General features: G+C 47.9%; 25 protein-coding genes and 1 pseudogene. 13 read left to right on the forward strand and 13 right to left on the reverse strand.

Going from position 1 to position 22,078, the window contains the following annotated elements:
* Positions 1-79 precede the first annotated feature (79 nt).
* Positions 80-292, reverse strand: coding sequence for a hypothetical protein (locus QMA35_RS06260; RefSeq protein ID WP_281646282.1), 213 nt, complete (start codon positions 290-292; stop codon positions 80-82).
* A 167-nt stretch (positions 293-459) separates the two neighbouring features.
* On the opposite strand from QMA35_RS06260, the gene QMA35_RS06265 reads away from it, so the two are divergent.
* On the forward strand, positions 460-1,956 hold the full coding sequence (locus tag QMA35_RS06265) for a CoA-acylating methylmalonate-semialdehyde dehydrogenase (RefSeq protein WP_281646283.1): 1,497 nt from the start codon (positions 460-462) through the stop codon (positions 1,954-1,956).
* A 23-nt stretch (positions 1,957-1,979) separates the two neighbouring features.
* The gene (gene mmsB / locus QMA35_RS06270; protein WP_281646284.1) at positions 1,980-2,876 is read left to right on the forward strand and encodes a 3-hydroxyisobutyrate dehydrogenase; all 897 of its coding nucleotides are present in this window, start codon (positions 1,980-1,982) and stop codon (positions 2,874-2,876) included.
* On the opposite strand, the pseudogene QMA35_RS06275 reads toward mmsB, so the two are convergent.
* The 3 genes and pseudogenes from QMA35_RS06275 to QMA35_RS06285 form a co-directional block, all read right to left on the reverse strand.
* Positions 2,865-3,938: pseudogene (locus QMA35_RS06275) on the reverse strand (D-serine ammonia-lyase). The gene mmsB and the pseudogene QMA35_RS06275 overlap by 12 nt on opposite strands.
* Positions 3,910-4,209, reverse strand: a complete 300-nt coding sequence (locus QMA35_RS06280) for a hypothetical protein (RefSeq protein ID WP_281646285.1) — start codon at positions 4,207-4,209, stop codon at positions 3,910-3,912. Before QMA35_RS06280 ends, QMA35_RS06275 begins: the two are co-directional and overlap by 29 nt.
* Positions 4,210-4,325: 116 nt before the next feature.
* Entirely contained in the window at positions 4,326-4,925 is a 600-nt protein-coding gene (locus QMA35_RS06285; protein ID WP_281646286.1) for a hypothetical protein, read from the reverse strand.
* A gap of 80 nt (positions 4,926-5,005) precedes the next feature.
* Here QMA35_RS06285 and rraA point away from each other — a divergent pair, with 80 nt between their 5' ends.
* Positions 5,006-5,494: a ribonuclease E activity regulator RraA gene (rraA, locus tag QMA35_RS06290; RefSeq protein WP_281646287.1), complete on the forward strand. Its 489-nt coding sequence runs from the start codon at positions 5,006-5,008 to the stop codon at positions 5,492-5,494.
* A 60-nt stretch (positions 5,495-5,554) separates the two neighbouring features.
* Here the strand turns inward: rraA and urtE are convergent, their stop codons facing one another.
* The 6 genes from urtE to QMA35_RS06320 form a co-directional block, all read right to left on the reverse strand.
* Positions 5,555-6,250 carry an urea ABC transporter ATP-binding subunit UrtE gene (urtE, locus tag QMA35_RS06295; protein ID WP_281646288.1) on the reverse strand — a complete coding sequence of 232 codons (696 nt, stop codon included), beginning with the start codon at positions 6,248-6,250 and terminating at the stop codon, positions 5,555-5,557.
* 98 nt (positions 6,251-6,348) lie between these two features.
* Positions 6,349-7,125: an urea ABC transporter ATP-binding protein UrtD gene (gene urtD, locus QMA35_RS06300; RefSeq protein ID WP_281646289.1), complete on the reverse strand. Its 777-nt coding sequence runs from the start codon at positions 7,123-7,125 to the stop codon at positions 6,349-6,351.
* Positions 7,118-8,281, reverse strand: a complete 1,164-nt coding sequence (gene urtC, locus QMA35_RS06305) for an urea ABC transporter permease subunit UrtC (protein WP_281646290.1) — start codon at positions 8,279-8,281, stop codon at positions 7,118-7,120. The genes urtD and urtC overlap by 8 nt, the downstream gene beginning before the upstream one ends.
* A 28-nt stretch (positions 8,282-8,309) precedes the next feature.
* Positions 8,310-9,914 (reverse strand): urea ABC transporter permease subunit UrtB, encoded by a 1,605-nt coding sequence (urtB, locus tag QMA35_RS06310; RefSeq protein ID WP_281646291.1) that lies wholly within the window; start codon positions 9,912-9,914, stop codon positions 8,310-8,312.
* A 102-nt stretch (positions 9,915-10,016) separates the two neighbouring features.
* The gene (gene urtA / locus QMA35_RS06315) at positions 10,017-11,318 is read right to left on the reverse strand and encodes an urea ABC transporter substrate-binding protein (protein WP_281646292.1); all 1,302 of its coding nucleotides are present in this window, start codon (positions 11,316-11,318) and stop codon (positions 10,017-10,019) included.
* Positions 11,319-11,525: 207 nt separating this feature from the next.
* Positions 11,526-12,407, reverse strand: a complete 882-nt coding sequence (locus tag QMA35_RS06320) for a hypothetical protein (protein WP_281646293.1) — start codon at positions 12,405-12,407, stop codon at positions 11,526-11,528.
* Positions 12,408-12,665: 258 nt separating this feature from the next.
* On the opposite strand from QMA35_RS06320, the gene QMA35_RS06325 reads away from it, so the two are divergent.
* From QMA35_RS06325 to QMA35_RS06360, 8 genes are all read left to right on the forward strand, one after another.
* Entirely contained in the window at positions 12,666-13,556 is an 891-nt protein-coding gene (locus QMA35_RS06325) for an urease accessory protein UreD (RefSeq protein ID WP_281646294.1), read from the forward strand.
* A gap of 294 nt (positions 13,557-13,850) precedes the next feature.
* The gene (locus QMA35_RS06330) at positions 13,851-14,153 is read left to right on the forward strand and encodes an urease subunit gamma (RefSeq protein ID WP_281646295.1); all 303 of its coding nucleotides are present in this window, start codon (positions 13,851-13,853) and stop codon (positions 14,151-14,153) included.
* Positions 14,154-14,194: 41 nt separating this feature from the next.
* On the forward strand, positions 14,195-14,515 hold the full coding sequence (locus QMA35_RS06335; protein WP_281646296.1) for an urease subunit beta: 321 nt from the start codon (positions 14,195-14,197) through the stop codon (positions 14,513-14,515).
* 21 nt (positions 14,516-14,536) lie between these two features.
* On the forward strand, positions 14,537-16,231 hold the full coding sequence (gene ureC / locus QMA35_RS06340; protein ID WP_281646340.1) for an urease subunit alpha: 1,695 nt from the start codon (positions 14,537-14,539) through the stop codon (positions 16,229-16,231).
* Positions 16,232-16,259: 28 nt separating this feature from the next.
* Positions 16,260-16,769, forward strand: a complete 510-nt coding sequence (gene ureE, locus QMA35_RS06345; RefSeq protein ID WP_281646297.1) for an urease accessory protein UreE — start codon at positions 16,260-16,262, stop codon at positions 16,767-16,769.
* Positions 16,770-16,772: 3 nt separating this feature from the next.
* On the forward strand, positions 16,773-17,438 hold the full coding sequence (locus QMA35_RS06350) for an urease accessory UreF family protein (RefSeq protein WP_281646298.1): 666 nt from the start codon (positions 16,773-16,775) through the stop codon (positions 17,436-17,438).
* A 141-nt stretch (positions 17,439-17,579) separates the two neighbouring features.
* Positions 17,580-18,224, forward strand: a complete 645-nt coding sequence (gene ureG / locus QMA35_RS06355) for an urease accessory protein UreG (RefSeq protein ID WP_281646299.1) — start codon at positions 17,580-17,582, stop codon at positions 18,222-18,224.
* Entirely contained in the window at positions 18,221-18,415 is a 195-nt protein-coding gene (locus tag QMA35_RS06360) for a hypothetical protein (RefSeq protein ID WP_281646300.1), read from the forward strand. The genes ureG and QMA35_RS06360 overlap by 4 nt, the downstream gene beginning before the upstream one ends.
* Positions 18,416-18,424: 9 nt before the next feature.
* Here the strand turns inward: QMA35_RS06360 and QMA35_RS06365 are convergent, their stop codons facing one another.
* Entirely contained in the window at positions 18,425-19,360 is a 936-nt protein-coding gene (locus tag QMA35_RS06365) for an RING finger domain-containing protein (protein ID WP_281646301.1), read from the reverse strand.
* Positions 19,361-19,546: 186 nt separating this feature from the next.
* On the opposite strand from QMA35_RS06365, the gene QMA35_RS06370 reads away from it, so the two are divergent.
* Positions 19,547-20,065 carry a hypothetical protein gene (locus tag QMA35_RS06370; RefSeq protein ID WP_281646302.1) on the forward strand — a complete coding sequence of 173 codons (519 nt, stop codon included), beginning with the start codon at positions 19,547-19,549 and terminating at the stop codon, positions 20,063-20,065.
* A gap of 11 nt (positions 20,066-20,076) precedes the next feature.
* On the opposite strand, the gene QMA35_RS06375 is transcribed toward QMA35_RS06370, so the two are convergent.
* Together QMA35_RS06375 and QMA35_RS06380 are read right to left on the reverse strand one after the other, a co-directional pair.
* Entirely contained in the window at positions 20,077-20,268 is a 192-nt protein-coding gene (locus QMA35_RS06375) for a type II toxin-antitoxin system RelB/DinJ family antitoxin (RefSeq protein ID WP_281646303.1), read from the reverse strand.
* 118 nt (positions 20,269-20,386) lie between these two features.
* Positions 20,387-20,716, reverse strand: a complete 330-nt coding sequence (locus QMA35_RS06380; protein WP_281646304.1) for a hypothetical protein — start codon at positions 20,714-20,716, stop codon at positions 20,387-20,389.
* A gap of 290 nt (positions 20,717-21,006) precedes the next feature.
* On the opposite strand from QMA35_RS06380, the gene QMA35_RS06385 reads away from it, so the two are divergent.
* A complete protein-coding gene (locus tag QMA35_RS06385; protein ID WP_281646305.1) occupies positions 21,007-21,825 on the forward strand; it encodes a cytochrome c in 819 nt (272 codons plus the stop codon).
* Positions 21,826-22,078 lie beyond the last annotated feature (253 nt).

Below are 22,078 nucleotides of genomic sequence, written 5' to 3' on the forward strand. Positions count from 1 at the left end.
CAACGGGTTTGAATATCCATTTATTCATAGAGCTTGACGCCACTGCAACTGGATGTTCGATTCTATCTTGATTGACGTTTTAAGTCCGACAGGCTGCTAGTGCTGGAATCGGTATACCTGTAGGCCCAGCCCCTGCCTGCCCACTGAAGCCATTGCTGTGGAGGTTAGCGGCTTCCGTTTGATCATCAAAGGTGATGGTTGCGGCCGGTAGATTGGTCACAAACGGTAATAGACCAGACAAGGCAATCAGGGGTAGATTATTTATCAGTGCAAATTGACGCTTTCTGTTCACGGAATTATCCAGTTGATGATCTACCAGAAAATGAGTCTAGATGAACGGTTTCAGACTGTACGTCTATTTTCGTATAGTGATAGTTTCAGTTTTCACCTGTTACCATCACCTTTTGCCAACAACATCTGAACTTTTACTATAAAAACAATATTTTCGGAGGTTTGATAATGACGGCACGTGTTCCTCTGTTCATTAACAACCAATTAGTTGCTTCTGCATCAGAGCAGATTATTCCTGTTACCAATCCGGCCACGGGCGAAGTCATATCTGAAGCACCCTTAACCACCCCAGCAGAGATGCAACAAGCGATTGCCGATGCCAAACAGGCGTTTAAAACCTGGCGTAATGTAGCAGTGCCTGAACGTTCCCGCCTGATGCTTCGTTATCAAGCTTTATTGAAAGAACATCACGATGAGCTGGCAGAAATCCTCAGCCAGGAAACAGGTAAAGTATTCGAAGATGCCAAGGGTGATGTCTGGCGGGGCATTGAAGTGGTTGAGCAGGCTGCCAATATCGCCCCTCAACTTATGGGTGAATCGGTAGAAAATGTCGCGCCCGGTATTGATACGGTCAGCTATATCCAGCCATTGGGTGTTTGTACGGGTATAACGCCATTTAACTTTCCAGCGATGATACCTCTATGGATGTTCCCAATGGCAATTGCCTGCGGTAATACCTTTATTCTGAAACCTTCGGAGCAGGATCCCCATACACCCATGCGCCTTGCAGAGTTGTTCCGCGAGGCCGGCGCACCAGAGGGGGTTCTTCAGGTTGTACATGGCAGCAAGGAGCAAGTTGATACACTGCTGACCCATGACGATATCAAAGCTGTATCTTTTGTTGGCTCTGTGAATGTTGGTCAACATGTTTACCGCACAGCCACAGATCATTTGAAGCGGGCACAGTGTTTTGCCGGTGCTAAAAACCATATGGTTGTTATGCCAGATGCCAGTAAACAACAGGTTATTAATAATATTGTTGGTGCTTCTGTTGGCGCTGCTGGTCAGCGTTGTATGGCGATCAGTGTAGCTGTACTGGTTGGTGAAGCCCGTGAATGGTTGCCTGACATTAAAGAAGCGTTGGCGAATGTTCGCCCGGGCGCGTGGAATGACCCGGAAGCAGCTTTTGGCCCGGTTATCAGCCCCAAAGCCCGTGAGCGTGTTCTTTCTTTAATCGCCAAAGGCAAGGAAGAGGGCGCGACATGCTTGATTGATGGTTCAGACTGTAAGGTTGATGGCCTTCCCAATGGCAACTGGATAGGCCCAACCGTGTTCTCCGGAGTAACTCCGGATATGTCTATCTACAAGGAAGAAATCTTTGGCCCGGTTCTCTGCTGTATGGAAGCTGAAAACCTGGATGACGCTCTGGAACTCGTCAATAACAGTCCTTATGGTAACGGTACGTCCATCTTTACTGACAGCGGTGCGATTGCACGGCGCTATCGCCATGAGGTGGAAGTCGGGCAGGTAGGTATTAATGTGCCGATTCCTGTGCCTCTGCCATTTTTCTCTTTCACTGGTTGGAAAGGTTCCTTCTATGGCGATCAGCACGCTTATGGCAAGCAGGCTGTCCGGTTCTATACAGAGACTAAAACGGTCACCAGTCGTTGGTTTGAAGATGCAGCCAAACCATCCGGCCCTAACATGACCATTAACCTCAAATAATAAAAACAACTGAGGAAAGACTTATGAATATTGCGTTTATTGGTCTTGGAAATATGGGCGGTCCAATGGCTGCCAACCTTGTTAAAGCTGGCTATGCCGTGACTGGCTTTGACCTATCAAAAGCTTCTTTAGACGCTCTTGAAAAGGCCGGAGGCAAAGTCGCCTCCACAGCCCTTGCAGCGGTTGAGGGTGTCGATGTTGTTATTTCCATGTTGCCCAATGGCAAAATCGTTCGGGATTTATATACCGGGAAGAACAGCCTCTTTGCCGCACTATTACCTCAAACACTGGTGATTGACTCCAGCACTATTGATCTGCAAACCGCACGGGATATGGCGGCGGCAGCAGAGGAACAGGGTGTTCAATTTATTGATGCTCCGGTATCTGGTGGTACCGCTGGAGCTGCAGCTGGCACCTTGGCTTTTATGGCTGGGGGTGAAGATGAGGCCTTCAAGCGTGCGAAACCTGTTCTTGAAAAAATGGGGGCCAATATCTTCCACGTTGGTGCAGCTGGTAATGGTCAGCTGGTAAAAATGTGCAATAATATGCTGCTGGCGATTCATATGGCGGGAACGTCTGAAGCGCTGGCTTTAGGGGCGGCCAACGGCCTTGATCCCAAAGTCCTTTCAGAAGTAATGCTTCAAAGCTCGGGCTGTAACTGGTCGCTACAGAAATACAACCCTGCCCCTGGCGTTATGGAGAATGTTCCGGCCGCTAACAGCTACCAGGGAGGCTTTATGGTGAATCTGATGCTGAAAGATCTGGGATTAGCCATGGATATTGCCTCTGGCAGCAGTCAGCCAACACCTATGGGAGAGCTGGCTCAAACCCTGTTCCAAAAGCATGGCGATCAGGGTATGGGCGATAGAGATTTTTCAAGCATTTACCAGATGTACCGCCAGGGTGATCTATTTGCCTAGCTTGTGAGTGCGTGCCAGATAGTGATTCATTTCATCATCTGGCACCATACCTCCACCCGTTGCCCAAACAATATGGGTTGATTGGGCAACTTTATCAGCCAACCCCATCTGCTGAAGGTATTCACGATTCTCTAAAACCTTCACAACTCCCGGCATACCGGCCAGAGCTGATGGCTCCAAAGCTATTCCTTCATTCTGATGCAATTGTCCCAATCTATGGAACAACTCTTCATCACTGACGGTGTAATAACCGTCAATCATTCGCTCCATGGCTTTGCCAACAAAACCGGAAGCACGGCCAACAGCCAAGCCGTCTGCAACAGCGCTGTTGTCCAGCCCGATATCCTGAACAGAAATCCCTTCGTGCAGGCCGGTATACACCCCAAGCATCATGCAGGGTGAATGGGTGGGTTCCGCAAAAATGCAGCGTACCGCATCACCAAAAGCCAGTTTTAAGCCAAAGGCGACTCCACCTGGACCACCACCCACTCCACATGGCAGATAAACAAAGAGAGGATGACTTTGATCGACAATGACTCCCTGCTTATCAAGCTGTTGTTTCAACCGTTGACCAGCAACGGCATAACCAAGAAAAAGAGTGGTAGAGCTTTCGTCATCAACCAAATGGCAATGGGGATCAGCTTCAGCCTGCTCTCGTCCCTGTTCCACAGCCCGACTGTAATCGGACTCATACTCCTTAACAGTCACACCGTGATCCCTCAGTTTATCTTTCTTCCACTAGCGGGCATCGGCAGACATATGAACCGTAACGTTAAAACCAAGCCTCGCGCTGATAATACCGATAGAAAGACCGAGGTTGCCGGTTGAACCTACGGCAATAGAGTAATTTTTGAAACAGTCTGAAAACCTTCTGGAATCAAACTGGCTGTAATCCTGATTCTTACTAATTAGTCTTTCATTAAGAGCCAGGCTCTCAGCATGGTGTAAAACTTCATAGATTCCGCCGCGTGCCTTTATAGAACCGGAGACAGGTAGCTGTGAGTCGAGTTTAATCATCAGCTTGCCAGAAGTATTACGCACTATCCCAGGCGCTTTCTGCATATGTGGAATAGCCTGAAGAGGTGACTCCAACACTCCTTGAGTGATGCGTGCCTTGAGTGATGCGTGTTTCAGGAAAAGCGCTCTCAAAATAGGGAGCAAAGCGCTGCAATCTGGCAGCAGCATTTTCTACATCATACTGAGTAAGGTCTGTATAAGGCAGGGCTGTTTCAAAATCGGTAATTTCATTATTAAACCAGCTGACAGGTTGGTAATTCTTAAGCTGGTTAATGAGCTGATCATTGGAGCCAAAGATAGTTATTGTTTGTTGCATAAATAGCCAGAGTAGACAGAGCAGGGCGTAAAGCACTCAGGCACTATGAGGGCTTTAAAAGGAAAATAACAGCTCCAGAAATGAAGGTTTTGTAAATATGGCTATAGGCCAGAGCATCAGCCTCCTGCAGCAGGAGGCAACTGTTTCAGCCATTGCTCTCTGAGTTCATTGGCCTTATTTATATCTTCCAAGGCTTTTACCCTCTTTGCCTCTTCCAACTGCCGACGCTCGTTATAACTTTTCTGGTCCTGCCTATCCTGATCATGTTCTTCCTGTTTGCGCTCAGCGTCTCTTTCCTGGCTCTTCTCTATTTCTTTTAATTGAATCGTGATGAGGGTATTTATTGAGCTTACAGCTTTTATATATTCAACCTGATCCGAGTAATCCTCAGGCTTCATTTTGTCCGCTATTCTTGCCAGCTCTAGAACGACAATGAATGGATCTCCATAGTCTTTACGCATTTCCGCTTTAGCTGCTTTGATGGCTTCCGCTCTTACGGCTTTTTCAGCTTGCACTTCCGCCTGCTTTTGCAGGCGTCTTGCCCTGCGACGATCTTTGCGTTCTGCCGGGGTAAGTTTGGGCATTTTATAGCCCATACGTTTGCTCATATGGGCACGAACTACCTTTCTACGCCGATAGCTGCCAACAGCAACCTTGCGGTGATTTCTTCCACGCTGTGGTTCGCCGCCCGCTGTGGGGCCATCTATAACTGGCATATCGTCTTTCCCTGAAACCTCAGTTCCAGTATAAAATACCTTCCACCTTCGGCTTAGAATGATAACCAAGAGAAAACGCCATGAAGTATATAACGCCAGATCTTTGTGATACTTACCCAGAACAGGTATCAGCAGCAGCGCCAGGATTCCGTAATTTTGGCGGTGAATCCTCGTTTGGTGGTGAAGTTGTCACTGTTAAGTGTTTTGAAGATAACTCCCGTGTAAAAGAACTGGTGGACGAAGATGGCTCAGGCAAGGTGATGGTTGTTGATGCTGGCGGTTCTATGCGTCGTGCCTGTCTGGGCGATATGCTGGCAGAGAAGGCCGTTAAGAATGGCTGGGAAGGTATTATCATGTATGGCTGTGTGCGGGACGTGGATATTCTGGCAACTCTGCCTCTGGGAGTCCAGGCTCTGGGAGCCCACCCTATGAAAACGGATAAGAAGGGGATTGGTGAAGTGAATGTTCCAGTCACTTTCCACGGTGTGACTTTTGAACCCGGCTCGTATGTGTATGCGGATAATAACGGTATTATTTCTTCACTTGTACCACTCTCTATGCCTGAGTAAATAGCATATAAAACAAACAGTTGTCGTTAATACTTAAAATCAACGACAACTGTTTATTTTCTAAACCATCATATGCCCACGCACTTCCTCGATATCTACCTGGTCGGCTTCACCGGCCAGCACCACTTCACCCCGATCCAGCACGGTATAGTAATCCGCCAGTTCACGGGCAAAATCAAAGAACTGTTCTACCAACACAATAGCCATATCACCACGGTCACGGAGCATGGCAATCACCGATTGAATATCTTTGATAATAGAAGGCTGAATACCTTCCGTCGGCTCATCGAGGATAAGCAACTCTGGTCGGGTAATCAGCGCCCGGGCAATCGCCAATTGCTGTTGCTGACCGCCAGACAGGTCTCCACCACGGCGCTTGCGCATATCATGGAGAATAGGAAACAGGTCAAAGATTTCCGGATCTATAGTGCGATGGCCGCGAGGGACACAGGCATAACCCGTTTCCAGATTTTCCTGTACGGTAAGCAAAGGAAATATCTGTCGCCCCTGAGGAACATAAGCAATACCAGAACGGGCACGGGTATGGGCCGGCTGGGTGGTAATATTCTTGCCTTGCCAGGTAATGGCGCCGGATGTTGGCGACACATGTCCGGCAATACTTTGCATAAGTGTGGTTTTACCCACACCGTTACGACCCAGCACCGCAGTAATTTTTCCTGGTTCGGCCTTTGATGAGACAGACTTCAGTGCCTGGCTGGCTCCGTAATACACATCCAGGTTTTCAATTTCCAACATAATTTCAATGCTCCCTCATGTTTAATGCTCAGTCAGGTCGCGAGTCATAAACACGCTGTTGGGATCTGGGCCTTTAAGGTCGTCAAAAATGATTTCCATTAGCGCCCCAGATACACGTCGATCACTCGTTGATCCTGCTGCACATGGTCCAGTGAACCCTCTGCCAGCACATGGCCTTCATGAAGAACGGTCACTCGGCAGTCCAGTGCCCGGATAAATTCCATATCATGTTCGACCACCACCACAGAGCGCTCCCTGGCGATATCTTTGAGCAGATCTGCAGTGCGGAAAGTTTCCTCATCGGTCATACCGGCAGCCGGTTCATCGACTAGCAGCAGTTCCGGTTCCTGCAGTAACAGCATGCCAATCTCCAGCCACTGTTTCTGGCCATGGGAGAGATTTTCTCCAAGGTCATCACGGCGATCGGCAAGGTGAATCAACATCAAAGTGTCGGCAATTTTGACTTCTCCCGCATCATCAAGCTGGTGAAACAACGAAGCGAAAGGTGAACGACGACCGACCAGTGCTATCTCCAGGTTTTCCCAGACTGTGAGGCTTTCAATCACTGAGGGTTTCTGGAATTTACGGCCAATGCCCATGTTGGCGACAGCGGCTTCGTCGTATGTAGTCAGATCGGTACTGGCTTCAGCCTGTGTCGATTGCCGATAGAGTACCCGACCATTATCCGGACGGGTTTTGCCGGTAATCACATCCATCATTGTGCTTTTACCAGCACCATTGGGACCAATCATGGCCCGCAGTTCCCCTTTGCGCACCAGCAGGGACAGATCATTCAGAGCTTTAAAACCATCAAAGCTGACGTTTACACTGTCCAGGTAGAGAAGGGTGTCATCGGGTATATGTTTATCAACCATGATCGACGACCTCCTGCATTACAGGCTCGGATTTTCGTTGTTTGAACTTATTTATCAGGGGCTCAACAATGCCCACGATACCTTTGGGCAGCCATAAAGTGCTCACTACGAACAGCGCGCCGAGGGCAAACAACCAAACTTCCGGGAAAGCACCGGTAAACCAGGTTTTGGCATAGTTCACCAGCAGGGCACCAATCACCGCACCATAGAGTGAGCCCCGGCCACCGATGGCCACCCAGATCACAAGCTCAATCGAGTAAATAGGGGAGAATTCACCGGGGTTGATAATGCCCACCTGTGGCACATACAAGGCACCAGCGATACCTGCCAGCACAGCAGATATGACAAAAGCGACCAGTTTAAAGTGCTCAACTCGATAACCGAGGAAGCGGGCGCGACTCTCGGCATCCCGTACCGCAACAAGTACGCGGCCATAGCGGCTACTGACCAGGCCATGACAGAGCAGGTATCCAACAATCAAGGCCACAGACGACAACAGGAACAGTACTGCCCGTGTGCCATCGGCCTGCAGGTCATAACCGAGAATATCTTTAAAGTCGGTCAGACCGTTGTTACCGCCAAAACCGAAGTCATTCTGGAAAAACATCAGCATCAACGCATAGGTCAGTGCCTGGGTGATAATGGACAGGTATACGCCAGTCACACGGGAGCGAAATGCCAGCCAGCCAAACAGGAAAGCCAGCAGCCCAGGAGCCAACATGACCATCACCGCGGCAAGCCAGAACTGATCAAACCCTTGCCAGTACCAGGGGAGTTCCTGCCAATTGAGGAACACCATAAAGTCCGGCAGTTCCGGGTTGCCATATACGCCTCGATCACCGATCTGGCGCATCAGGTACATACCCATGGCATACCCACCAAGGGCAAAGAAGGCACCATGTCCCAGACTAAGGATTCCGCAGTAACCCCATACCAGATCCAGTGCCAGTGCCAGCAGGCCGTAGCAAAGGTATTTCCCCAGCAATGTCACCATATAAGTGCTGACATGCAGGGGCGAAGAGGCAGGCACCAACAGATTCAGTACTAAAACCGATAGTGTTCCGACAGCGAGGCAACCAAGGAACCAACGTCCGCCTCGATCATTCAGCAGCAACCGTGTGACCGGGCCGCCTTTTATTGTTTGAGTAGAATTCATCAATAAACTCTTATTTTAAAAGCACGGCTTACGATTCCACCGCACGCCCTTTCAAGGCGAACAGACCACGGGGACGTTTCTGAATAAACAGAATGATAAAGATCAATACTAAAATCTTGGCGATAACTGCTCCTGCCCAGGGCTCAATAAACTTGTTGGCAATCCCCAATCCCATGGCCGCAACAAAGGTGCCCCAGAGATTTCCGACACCACCAAAGACCACCACCATAAAGGAGTCGATGATGTAGTTCTGGCCAAGGTTAGGGCCAACATTTGTCAGCTGGGACAGTGCCACACCGGCGATACCGGCAATGCCAGAACCCAGACCAAAGGTGAGGGCGTCAACATGGCCTGTACGAATACCCATGGAACTGGCCATAGCCCGGTTCTGGGTGACTGCACGCATGGTTAAACCGGCACGGGTATAACGCAGCACAAACAAAAGGCCGAGGAACACGATCAAGCTGAAGCCAATTACGACCAGTCGATTGACAGTCAGGGATAGCATCTCATTGATAACGATGGAGCCGCTCATCCACTCAGGCGTAATTACGCTTTGGTTGAGTGGAGAGAAAATGGTTCGCACCGCCTGCTGAAGAATCAGGCTGACACCAAAGGTGGCCAGCAGTGTTTCCAATGGGCGGCCGTAAAGGTGGCGAATCACCGTGCGCTCAATCAACACTCCTGTAGCCCCGGCCACAAGGAAAGCCAGGGGCAGGGAGATAAACAATGAGGCACCAATATGATCCGGCAACAGGCTTTGCACCACATAGGTGGTGTAAGCGCCAAGCATAATCATTTCGCCGTGAGCCATATTGATGACCCCCATTACCCCAAAGGTAATGGCAAGGCCAATCGCTGATAACAGCAATACCGAGCCAAGGCTTAAACCAAAGAAGGTGTTTTCTACTGCGCCATAGAACTTGCGACGTTGTTCAATATCATCAATAGACTTATTAATGACGGCCAGAACATCTTTGTCCTGCTCAATAGCCTTCTGAGCCTGCAGTTTGGTATAGACAACGGAATTGTTGGCTTCGCCTAATATTTGGACTGCGGAAAGACGTTGTTCTTCATTGCCATTTTTCAGGTCAAACAGTGCCAGACCTGAACTGATCAGTTCTTTTAGCTCTCGCTTCTGTTCAGTTCTGCTGGCAGTTTTCAAAAGCTCATAGCTTTCTGGATTTTCATCGCCCAGCAGGTTGGCTATAGCTGTGCGTCGTAATTCTGTATCTGTGGATTGCAGATCTCGTACAGAGAGCGCATTACGCAGAATTTTGCGCAGCTTGTTATTGAGCGGCACTTTCTTTACCGCACGTTTTTTATGAAGACCAAGATCTTCACCTGTTGCGAGATTGGTCAACTGATATTTGCGCCCATCCTTTTGGGTCAGCACAAATGTTTGATTCGACTTGAGTACAAATAACTGTCCGTCCAGCCAGAGTTCCGCCAGTTGAATGGATGAAGATTCTTGAGAGGTAGCCAGGTGGTGGGCGAGGGTTTCCCGCTCAGACCAAGAGCCTTTTAATAATTGTTTACTTAAGAGGGGTTCGCTTAAACCTTCAGGTAACGCCACCACTGTCGTAGACAGACATAGAAAAACCAGTGCGGCCAAGCGCTGAATAACATTCATAGAACGCCTTAGAACATAAATAAATCGTATAAGAACGAAGCAAGTGGGTTGGGGTAGCCACGAAGTGGCATAACCCAACCTACGCAAAGCTACATGATGGGATTACTCGTATTTTTGACCAGAACATACTGATGTGCTCAGGTTGTAGTTGCCGCACTTCACTGGAGCCGTCCAGTCAGCAATGATCTTGGCGCTTTCTGGCAGGTAATCTGTCCAGGCGTCACCAATGACTCCACCGCTGGTCTTCCATACGATCTCAAACTGACCATCGTCCTGAATCTCACCGATCAGTACTGGTTTAGTCAGGTGGTGATTGGTGTTCATCACTGCATAACCGCCGGTCAGGTTTGGTACAGTTACGCCGTAGATAGCATCCCGTACGGAATCAACCTCTGCGGTGCCAGCCTTCTCAACAGCCTTGGCCCACATATTGAAACCAATGTAAGTCGCTTCCATGGGGTCATTGGTGACACGTTCTTCATCCTTGATAAACGCCTGCCAGGTTTCGATAAACTCGTCGTTTACGTCACTCTCGGCGCTCATAAAGTAGTTCCAGGCGGCCAGGTGACCAACCAGTGGGCCAGTGTCGATACCAGACAGCTCTTCTTCACCCACGGAGAAGGCAATAACAGGAATATCTTCTGCAGAAAGGCCCTGGTTACCCAGTTCCTTGTAGAAAGGTACGTTAGCGTCACCGTTGACTGTAGAGATCACAGCTGTTTTTTTGCCAGCAGAACCAAACTTTTTGATATCAGAAACAATAGTCTGCCAGTCGGAGTGACCAAATGGTGTGTAGTTCACCATGATGTCGGACTCAGCGACGCCCTTGCTCTTCAGGTAAGACTCAAGAATTTTGTTGGTGGTACGTGGGTAAACGTAATCGGTACCGGCCAGAACAAAACGATCAACACTGTCACCGGCTTCACTCATCAGGTAATCAACAGCAGGAATCGCCTGCTGGTTGGGCGCTGCACCGGTGTAGAACACGTTCTTGGAAGACTCTTCACCCTCGTACTGAACCGGGTAGAACATCAGGCCATTCAGCTCTTCCAGAACAGGCAGGGCAGATTTACGGGATACGGAGGTCCAGGAACCGAAGATGACATCCACTTCTTCTTTGACCAGTAGTTCACGGGCTTTCTCAGCGAACAGTGGCCAGTTGGAGGCCGGGTCAACAACAACAGGCTCCAGCTTCTTACCCAACAGGCCACCTTCTTTATTCTGCTGTTCAATCAGCATCAGGACAGTGTCTTTGAGAGTGGTTTCACTGATCGCCATGGTGCCGGAAAGAGAGTGCAACACACCGACCTTAATAGTTTCCTCTGAGGCTTGTACAGCCGCGGCAGCTAAAGATATTGACGTGGCCAGAGCGATTTTTTTGACTGTGGTGTTCAGTGTTTTCATTGTATCCCTTTGCACTTTGTTATCTAAACCGCAACAGACGGTTTGGTATATGCCTGAAGCAGTTACGTAAAAGCAAAGAGGGTGCCAGATTCAATCCAGGCCGTTGTAGCAGGCTCTATCGACCTTAATGAAGTCCCTGAGGTTGTACTTGGGAATATGGTACGGACCATTTCGGGGCGCGCTCACCAAGAGTTAACACCCGGCGCACTATTTTGTTTCATGGTGTGCTTTTACAGTGTTGTACTGCAAAATAGCCTGGTGCAATTGTTGGAGGGTGGCTTTAGTTTTTATTTCAAGCCCAAAGTCTTCATCTATGTCGAGTTGATGAAGAGATAGCTGATAAAGGTAGTAATAAGCGAAGGCACTGGATGCCGCTGTCACCGCTATGGTGCTTATGACTATGAGGGGATGATCTTGCACAAGAAGAGTCGCAAAACGGTATATGTTGTGTGGAAGATTCTGTAGGGCAGCCTTGGTCCATACCAATATATCCTGGGTTGTTGTTGCAACTGTTTTTATCATTGCTAAAGGGGATGTCAGGAGATATGCACTGAAACCAATAGTAGCGACTCCTCCAAGGACAACAGGCCCAGCCATTAAAATCGCTCCAATCCCTACGGAGCCACCCACAGCCACTAATGGCAACATTTGTAGCATATTGTTGACATACAATGTATATCCCCCAAGCCACTCGTAACCACCCAGTAATCCAGCTGCCAGAACCAGTGTTGCTTTTGTGTAAGAGTGCTTGTCGAGCCTGCTTGCCTTCTCAAAGGTTAACCCCTGCAATTGCAAGTGCTGTAGTTCTGGTACTGGTTCACATCCACTTCCCGGAAAGCATTTCAGAACTTGGATATGGTTGTCGTTGGTTTTTTTTAGCACCAGGGAACCAGCAGTTTTGTAGTCTGACGGTGTGAGAACGATCTGGTGAGAGCGTTGAAAATAGAAATTGGGAACGGTTTCGGGAAGAAGATTCGCTTGAGCCGGGGGGAATTGAACCGCAGAAGCAGCAATCACGGTAACTATAATAGCCACCACGGTCAGGGTTGATAAAAGAATACTATCGCGTCTTCTGCTCTGGCCAGACACAGTGAAACCACCCCACAATCCGATGATTTACGAAAAAGTAGTTCAAAGCAGCACATCAGTGTAAAGAGATTTGGGTATTTTGTAGCAGCCTGCATAGAGTGCCTGTTCACCTATAAAAGGTTCACCTCTTGGGGAAAAAGCAGATTTTTTTCACCTGTGATCGCACATTACCTCATGGAACAATGTGCTCGTTGGCACTGTTTTTGAATAATTCCGGTAAGCCTTTTTGGTACTAATAACAAGCAAGAGATAACCAACATGACCGTTGCATTGTCATCTCCAGATGTGTCTTCGCATTTCTTACGGGGCAAGCCAAAGGAAGACCCGCATCAGTTCTGGCAAGCGGGATTGGAGGTAGAGCTCAGGGCATCTGACCAGAAGACGATACTCGGTCGAACCAGACATTATGGCCCTTTACGATTGCAGCGTCCTTTCTTTCCCGAAGGGCGTGATCTGGCGCATCTTTATATCCTGCACCCACCCGGTGGTTTGGTGGCCGGAGACAGGTTGCAGCAATCCATTACAGTCCAACCTGGGGCTGCTGGAGTGGTGACCACACCGGCAGCCGGTAAGGTGTATTTCAGTCAGTCTGGCTCTCAGCAAAAACAGATCATTGAGTTGAAAGTAGGCAATGATGCAAGTCTGGAATGGCTTCCTCAGGAAACGATTCTTTATAACGGCTGTGCAGCGGCCATGGAAACCAGGGTGACCCTGACAGGTACAGCCCGTTATATAGGTTGGGAGATTATCTGCCTGGGACGCACGGCTTCAGGTGAACACTTTAATCAGGGCAGCTTATTGCAAACCGTGCGCCTTGAACGGGACGGGAAGCCCTTATTTCAGGAGCGTATGCACCTTGAAGCTGGTGAATACAAACAATCCGGGCTTCTTGGTTTTCATGGTCGGCCGGTATTCGGGACGATGATGGCTACTCTTGATAAAGAGCCAGACATAGAGGAGTGGCACAGCCAATTGAATCAGGATGCCGACCACCCCATAGCTTTAACCTCTCGGAATGGTGTGTTGCTAGTGCGTTACCTTGGGTACTCTTCTGCCAAAGCACGGGCTTTGTTTGAGCAAGCCTGGCAGCTGTGTCGACCACAGGTACTCGGCCGGGAAGCCTGTCGCCCAAGAATCTGGAATACTTGAAAATCTTGCATCTGTGCCCTGTCACTAAAATCAACCATTATGACAACATGCTATCTTCTGGTGCGTTTCGCGTGCACCAGAACTGCACCATGGGTAATTATGGTGCGCTCAAGTTAAATAAAAAAGCACTTGCCCCAGTAAAAACAATAATTCAAGAGATTGGCGCAGTGATTGCTTTATAGCGATAACAATACAAGAAGCCTTACTTTTCGGGCGTATAAATAAGAACTGTGGCACAAACAAAATCAATAAACGCCATCTCAATAGTAATGAATAGCTCCGGGTGCTGTAGATATGGAACTGACTCCACGGGAAAAAGACAAACTTCTTCTTTATACCGCTGCACTGGTGGCCGAGCGCCGTTTAGCCCGCGGCGTGAAATTGAATTACCCCGAATCTGTCGCTCTGATTTCCATGCACATAATGGAAGGAGCCCGGGACGGCAAAACCGTAGCGGACTTGATGAATGAAGGTCGCGATATTCTCTCTCGAGATCAGGTGATGGATGGTATTCCTGAAATGGTGCATGAGGTTCAAGTGGAAGCGACGTTCCCTGACGGCACCAAACTGGTGACAGTTCATAACCCGATTGCCTGACATTCGCATAACCAAACATTTCTAAGAATAAGGGGCTGTACATGATTCCTGGAGAACTGATTGCGGCTGAAGGTGAACTGCCAATCAATGAGGGTCGGGAAACCTGCAAGGTAACCGTTGCAAATACTGGCGACCGGCCTGTGCAGGTGGGATCTCATTATCATTTTTATGAAACCAATCTGGCATTGGCATTTGATCGTGAAACCACCCGTGGTTTTCGCCTGAATATACCGGCGGGTACTGCTGTGCGTTTTGAACCCGGTCAGGATCGGGAGGTGGAGCTGGTTGAGTTTGCCGGTAGTCGTACGGTGTATGGCTTTCGTGGTGAAGTGATGGGTCCGCTGGAAGCTGAGGAGGCATAGGCCGTGGCAAACAAAACAACCATGAACCGCCAGACTTATGCAGAAATGTTTGGCCCGACTGTTGGCGATAAAGTCCGGTTGGGAGATACCAGCCTGTTTATCAGCCCGGAAAAAGATTACACAGTTTACGGCGACGAAGTGAAGTTCGGTGGTGGCAAGGTTATCCGTGACGGTATGGGGCAAAGCCAGTTGGGCAATGGGGATGTTGCCGACACCGTGATTACCAACGCCCTGATTCTTGACCACTGGGGAATAGTGAAAGCGGATATCGCAATTAAAGGCGGTCGTATACAGGCAATTGGTAAAGCCGGTAATCCAGATGTTCAGGCCGGAGTTGATATTATTATTGGTCCGGGCACTGAAGTGATTGCTGGAGAAGGCCAGATTGTCACTGCCGGAGGCATTGATGCCCACATCCACTTTATCTGCCCACAGCAGGTGGAAGAGGCGTTAGTGTCTGGTGTCACCACTATGATTGGTGGTGGTACAGGTCCTGCAACGGGTACCAATGCCACAACCTGTACACCGGGTATCTGGCATATGAGCACTATGCTGCAGGCAGTTGATAGCTTACCTATGAATATCGGTTTTCTGGGTAAGGGCAATGCCAGCTTACCGGGCGCCTTGGTAGAACAGGTGGCTGCTGGAGCCATGGGGCTGAAACTTCATGAGGATTGGGGGACAACACCCGCATCAATTGATTGCTGCCTGTCTGTGGCTGAGGAATACGACATTCAGGTTGCTATCCACACAGACACTTTGAATGAATCTGGTTTTGTTGAGGATACCATTGCTGCATTTAAAGAGCGGGTAATTCACACTTATCACACCGAAGGAGCCGGTGGAGGACACGCGCCGGATATTATCAAGGCCTGTGGTTTAGCGAATGTATTGCCATCGTCTACCAACCCAACCCGCCCCTACACCATTAATACCGTGGATGAGCATCTGGATATGTTAATGGTCTGTCACCACCTTGATCCAAATATTCCGGAAGATGTGGCTTTTGCTGACTCTCGTATACGCCGGGAAACCATTGCTGCGGAAGATATTCTCCATGATCTGGGCGCGTTTAGCATGATTGCTTCTGACTCCCAAGCCATGGGACGAGTAGGGGAGGTCGTTATCCGTACTTGGCAGACTGCTCACAAGATGAAAGAACAGAGGGGCGCTCTGTCAGAAGAGTCTGGCGATAATGATAACTTCCGTGCCCGCCGTTATGTGGCCAAGTACACCATTAATCCAGCATTGGCTCATGGTATTGCCCATGAGGTGGGTTCTGTAGAAGTTGGCAAGCTTGCAGATTTAGTGCTTTGGAAACCAGCCTTCTTTGCCACCAAACCTTCACTGATCTTGAAAGGCGGAGCCATCGCAGCCGCACCAATGGGCGACCCGAATGCTTCTATTCCAACCCCTCAACCTGTTCATTATCGCCCCATGTTTGGCGCGATGGGTAAAGCCGTAGAAAAAACATCGCTGACCTTTGTCTCGCAAACCGCCTTTGAAAACGATATTGGTCGTACCCTGGGGCTAGGCAAAACATTAAGCGCCGTGAAAGGCTGTCGGACAGTGCGCAAGAAAGACATGATACTGAACAGCTGGCAACCCCATATGGAAGTGCATCCGGAAACCTATGAAGTTCGGGCCAATGGTGAGCTTTTAACCTGCGAACCGGCAACCGTAGTACCACTGGCTCAGCGTTATTTTTTGTTTTAAGAGCAGAGCTTCTGACTGGAGTGAATGAATGTTGCAGTTAACCGAGCGCCTGAATGGCCATCATCATGCCGCAGACACCCTGTTGCTGCCATTTGATGAACGTAAGCGTGGTCGTTTAAAGGCGGTCACAAAAAAAGGCGTAGACGTCGGTATTTTTATTGAGCGGGGTGAAGTGCTTCGCCATGGAACCTGCCTTAAAGCGGAATCTGGAGAGATTATTGAAATCCAGGCGGCCAGTGAACAGGTGACAGTCGCTCGTTGCCGTGATCCATACCTGTTTTCCCGCGCCTGTTACCACCTGGGTAACCGTCATGTGCCCTTACAGATTGGTGAACCGAAAGCTGGTGAACATTGGTTGCGATTCCAATGTGATCATGTACTGGATGAGATGCTGGTTTTACTGGGGCTGGACGTTGATCATGAATCAGCGCCCTTTGAGCCGGAAAATGGCGCTTATGCACCAGGAACCGGTCATGCTCATGGGCATTCTCATAGTTATTCTCACAGTCACAGTCACGGCCACCATCATGAGCACTGATCGATGAAGGCTGAGTCTTTACTGGGGCTGCTACATATTTCCAGTCCGTCATTACCTGTCGGCGCTTTTGCCTATTCTCAGGGATTGGAAACAGCTATTGATCGGGGCTGGTGTACTGATGAAGAAAGCACTGGCCGCTGGATTTATGAACTGTTAAAGCAGGGGATAGCAACATTGGACCTGCCAGTGTTTCTACGTCTGTATCGCAGCTGGGCCACGCAAGACCGTGATGCGGTTAACCAATGGAATGCTGAACTGCTGGCGTTTCGGGAAACCAAAGAGTTGTACGACGAGGACTGTCAGGTAGGTCGTGCCTTTGCTGTCTGGCACCGAAGCCTTTACGACGATGAACGTATCGATTGGCTGTCACAGCCAACCGTTGCCGCAATGTATGCGCTGGCGGGGGTTTATAACGACCTCGGGGAAGAAGCAGCTGCCCTTGGCTTTTTATGGAGTTGGTGTGAAAACCAGGTAGCTTCAGCCGCAAAGGCTGTGCCTTTGGGACAGACGGCAGCGCAACGTATTTTACAAAAGTTAATAGCGACGATTGAGCCTGTGATACACCACAGTGTTTCTATTCAGGATCATGAGATAGGTAATAGCTTGCATCATTATGCGATGGCCAGTGCATGGCATGAGCAGCAGTATTCGCGACTGTTTCGGTCTTAGCGATAAGGTTGACTGAAATCTGGAATACTTTTCTCGCTTCACCAAGCCATCCTGGCCTTTGGAAAAACAATTCCAGACTCCAGCCTGCGAGTATTGTGTTACGAAACAAAGCGTTATGTTTTTGGGTTAAGGGGGGAGAGAATGGAACAAACTTTAAGAGTTGGAGTAGGGGGGCCGGTTGGCTCTGGCAAGACGGCATTGTTAACCGCTATCTGCCGTTCATTGCGGGATATTTACAATATTGCCGTGGTGACCAACGATATTTATACCAAGGAAGATGCTAAGTTTCTTATGCGCCATGAGGCGCTGGATGAAGATCGAATCCTGGGTGTTGAAACCGGTGGTTGCCCGCATACCGCGATTCGGGAAGATGCCTCTATGAATCTTGCGGCGGTAGATGAACTTTGTCAGCGCCATGAAGGTTTGGAAATGGTTATGGTGGAATCCGGTGGTGATAACCTGAGTGCTACCTTTAGCCCGGAACTGTCTGACCTCACTATTTATGTGATTGATGTCTCGGCCGGTGACAAGATTCCCCGTAAAGGCGGACCGGGTATTACCCGTTCTGATTTGTTGATTATCAATAAAACTGACATCGCCCAATATGTGGGTGCTTCTCTGGAAGTCATGGATCGTGATACCCGCAAGATGCGTGGCGAACGACCTTTTGTTTTCGCCAATATGAAAACCGGGGAAGGGCTGCGAGAAATTCTCGATTTTATTATCGAACAGGGCATGTTGCCTAAGCGTTTGACTGAAGACCAAAAACTGGGAGTGGCAATATGAATTTGAATAAAGGGGTTTTTGGGGTGAGCATGATGCTTTCATCAGCAGCTATGGCCCATCAGGGCGACCATAGCTGGTCTGGATTGATGCATTTTCTTACAGAGCCTGATCATGTCGCTATCATGATGATCGCACTGGTAGCAACTGGGGCTTTCTTCCGTAAGATGAAGAAAAGTCAAAAGGCTCTTTAGCCACAGTCATTAAAAAATCAATATTTGGTGGCGAGGTTGCTGTAGCATCATATCGTCACCAAACCAGCGCGCAGGCTGGGACAAGCCAAAATAGTTTGGTCGCACCTGTGAACGACAGGAAAACCCCATATCTAAAGAATCCAGCAAGCGGAATGGTGATCTATAAGGATCTTGTCGCAGTATGAGCTTTGGCCGACATGGTGGAATGGTTAAATGATAAGTGTGTACAGGTTCTCTCCGTACTTGATGAACACGGTGTCTTTTGCCTGAGTGCGCTCTTCCGCAACTATTTGTTAAATGGTTGCCGTTAAAATCAACAGGGGGTTTATAGTTGGTGCGTCTGTACCGGCGACGTGGACGAGGCTGTTGCTCTGCTACATCAGCAAATAAAGCATTAATCAGAGCATCTAATGGGTTTTTTAATTCAAACTGAAGGGGCTCTCTTCTTACAGGTCTTTCTCCAAATAAAAGAGAGAAAAGGTTATTGGCTCTATTATGGTTAGCCATTGGTTCGCTTGGAGGAGTCGCTCTATGTTGTAATTCTGCTTCCCACAGCATTTGGTTGTCAGTGCTATTCCTGTCCCTGTGACCATTTACCAGATCTTCACGAAGCACTTCGTTCATATTTTCTTCTGCCGTTATCACTCGCAGATCTGTGTTGAGCTGGCGATTTATATTGTTCAGTACGTAGGGCTCAACTTTATGTCTGCAGAGAGGGCATTCAGACTTTGCACGCAAGCAACCGACAGCGCAGTCCTTGTGGAAGGCATGACCACAGTTCAACCGGATATGGCGGTTATCCCGTGTCACTCCATAACGCCGATTTTTGTTAACACTCTCCTCTACGGGGGATACATTAAACATATCGTCCAAGCATACTGCGCAGCTGCCACCACACTGAGGTGTCGCAGTCGTTGGAGGATTACAATTTACTGGTCTCGCCATGTTTGAAGCTCCCGTTTAGAAAGACAATGAGTGCAGATTTAGATCCTGTTCTTTTCTTTAGTTTCTGTGAAATATCTGGGTTGTTAGTAATTATGACAATTACTTCTTTGACTTACCCATACTTAATACCAAAGGACAAGACACTTAACTCTTTGATATATATAGACATTTACGCCGTACCGACTAATGTCGGATATCACATATGGGAACTATTACATAACCTGCCAATATGAAAGCCAAGTTAAAAAGGCGAATACAAGGAGAGTAGTTATGATCAGATTAGGTAAAGCCATTGTTGCTGGATTAAGGCCAGATAATATTGAACACCTTATTGATGATGCGGCGAAAAGCCCTAAAAATGTCAAGAATGGTTTTTCTACCTGGATTGTAACCAAGTACCATCAAGGGAAAAAGCATGTAGGCTTAGAGGATTCTCAGACAGCAGCAGAAAGGGAAGAAAAGCAACAGATTGGGCGGGTAAGTAAAAAGCTTCAGCAGTTTTTCCTTGTGATTGCAGTCCCATTTATATCTATAAAATTTCAATACCGTGTGGCTAAAAACAGCGAAGTGAAAGGCGGTGGTTTTCAGAGAACCCTTAAAAAGTTTTCCAACACTGTCGCAGAAACAACAGGTATTCAGGACGTAAGAGCATACACTGGTGGTTTAAATAAGTTCGACCGATACGTTTTAAGGTTATATGTCTAAAACTCATGGGATCAGTATGACTGATCCCTTTTTTCTTCTTCGGGTATAACAACATCGAAAGGCAAACCTTTACGTAGCACTATCTGGCTAAAATATAGATTAATTGCCTGAGATGTATTGAGCCCCAACTGCTTAAGAACCTTTTCAGCATCTTGCTTCAATTCTTCACTTATACGTGCACGAACTGTTGTTTCCTTAGCCATAGTAATTCCCGTAATTTAGGATCTATATTTAAGCTATTTTGCCATAACAGTGAGAAAATCTGTACAGTTAACGAGGAAGATTCTGAACCCTCAGAAGAGGGCTCAGGGAGGCACGATCTTACTTAACGTTTTTAATCTGCTGCTTAAGCTTATCAACCAGCTTCTTGCCTTTAGGGCTGAGGCTCAATCGGAAATATCTACCATCATCCTCATGTTGCTGTTTCTTGAGCAAGCCAAGACCAGGACGATCGTGACGGCCTTCACCCAGCCGCTTTACGCTTACAGCGATATCACTGGGAGTGCCGCAAATTAGCTTTCCATCGTTAACCAGGTCGGTGATGGTTTCACCGGGATTTTCTGCAACAACCAGAAGAATCTGCCATTGGATAATAGTCAGGGGCTGAGCCTGAAGGATACCAGTTAGTTTAATTAAGCCTTTGAGTGTCATTTTTGAACCCTCTTTTGTTATTTCGTCTTCCTATGACATTTTTACGGGTATGAGACAGCCAAAAACGACGCGGCTATTACCTGTTCTCTATATAACCTGACGAAATCAAAACCCACTCCAATATCGCCATGGTTAAATATTAGACAGAAGCTGATCCAATATGCAAACAACTTGTCAAAAAAAGTGCTTTTTGTCGTACGACCATTTACTCACGAATAATTTTCTGAACGCAGGCTCGAATGAACCACTGTTGTTAACTACGTTATCGGGAAGAATATAGAATACTGTTGATGATGATGAAATTAATAAAAACACTGATATGGATAACTATTGCGGGGCTGATTTCTGTTGGATGTCAGGCTTTGGATACTCTTACATTCCGTGAGAAAGGCTTTGAAAACAGGCTCAGCCTTGCTGACATACGGTCAAGGCTTACAAGTCACATTATTTCTATATATGACCCATATTACTTAAAAAATAAAAAGTACCGGGCATTTCAACTGGATGAAGTATTACAGCTTGGCTTTCAAAAACAGCCTAAGTTGTTAGATATTCATGACTTTGTCACATTTCATGCACTAGACGGCTATAACCCTACAATGGATTTAAAGCGATCAGGAACCAAAGGAGGCTGGATCGCTGTTGAAGATCTGAGCTGGCCCACTGGGTGGGAGCCAAGAGGTGGCGCCACAGATCTTGGCCCGTTTTATATAGTTTGGGAAGGAGATAATCAAAGATTAGAGACGGGTTATCCATGGCCTGCAAAAACAGTGACTATCGAGCTAACCAGCTTTGAACAATCTTATGGCAACATCCAGCCTCACGGGGTAACTGAAGATTCAGACGTATATAAAGGATATGAGCTGTTTCGAAGCCGGTGTCTGGTGTGCCATGCCTTAAATAAACAGGGTGGTGATAAGGGGCCGGATTTGCTGGCGCCCAAGGCCATTGGGACATACAGAACTAGAATGTTTCTGAAAGCTTATATAAAGAAGCCTTCTGATTATCGCTATACAAAAATGCCAGACAACCCGGATTTAAGCGATTCTGAGGTTGAGACCATCATTGAATACTTGGAACACCAAGCACAGTTAAAACAGGACAGGTAACAGAAAGAGGGTTATTCGTAAAATGGCAACAACTGCGCATAATCTATATTATGTTAAATATAAGCATACAAAAACAACCCAATACATATACGCCACTCCTCCTTATTTCATAGATTCGTTGCATGTTAACAGCAAAAACAGTCTTTTCAACAGCTCAAGTCTGTAGAATCACCTACATCCCTATTTCTTTCGTATGGGGGTTCCTTATTCATGGAATAAATTGATTTTTTCTATAAAAGAGCTGCAGTCGAAT

The sequence above is a fragment of the Parendozoicomonas sp. Alg238-R29 genome (genome assembly GCF_947331445.1).
Classification (GTDB): Bacteria; Pseudomonadota; Gammaproteobacteria; order Pseudomonadales; family Endozoicomonadaceae; genus Sansalvadorimonas.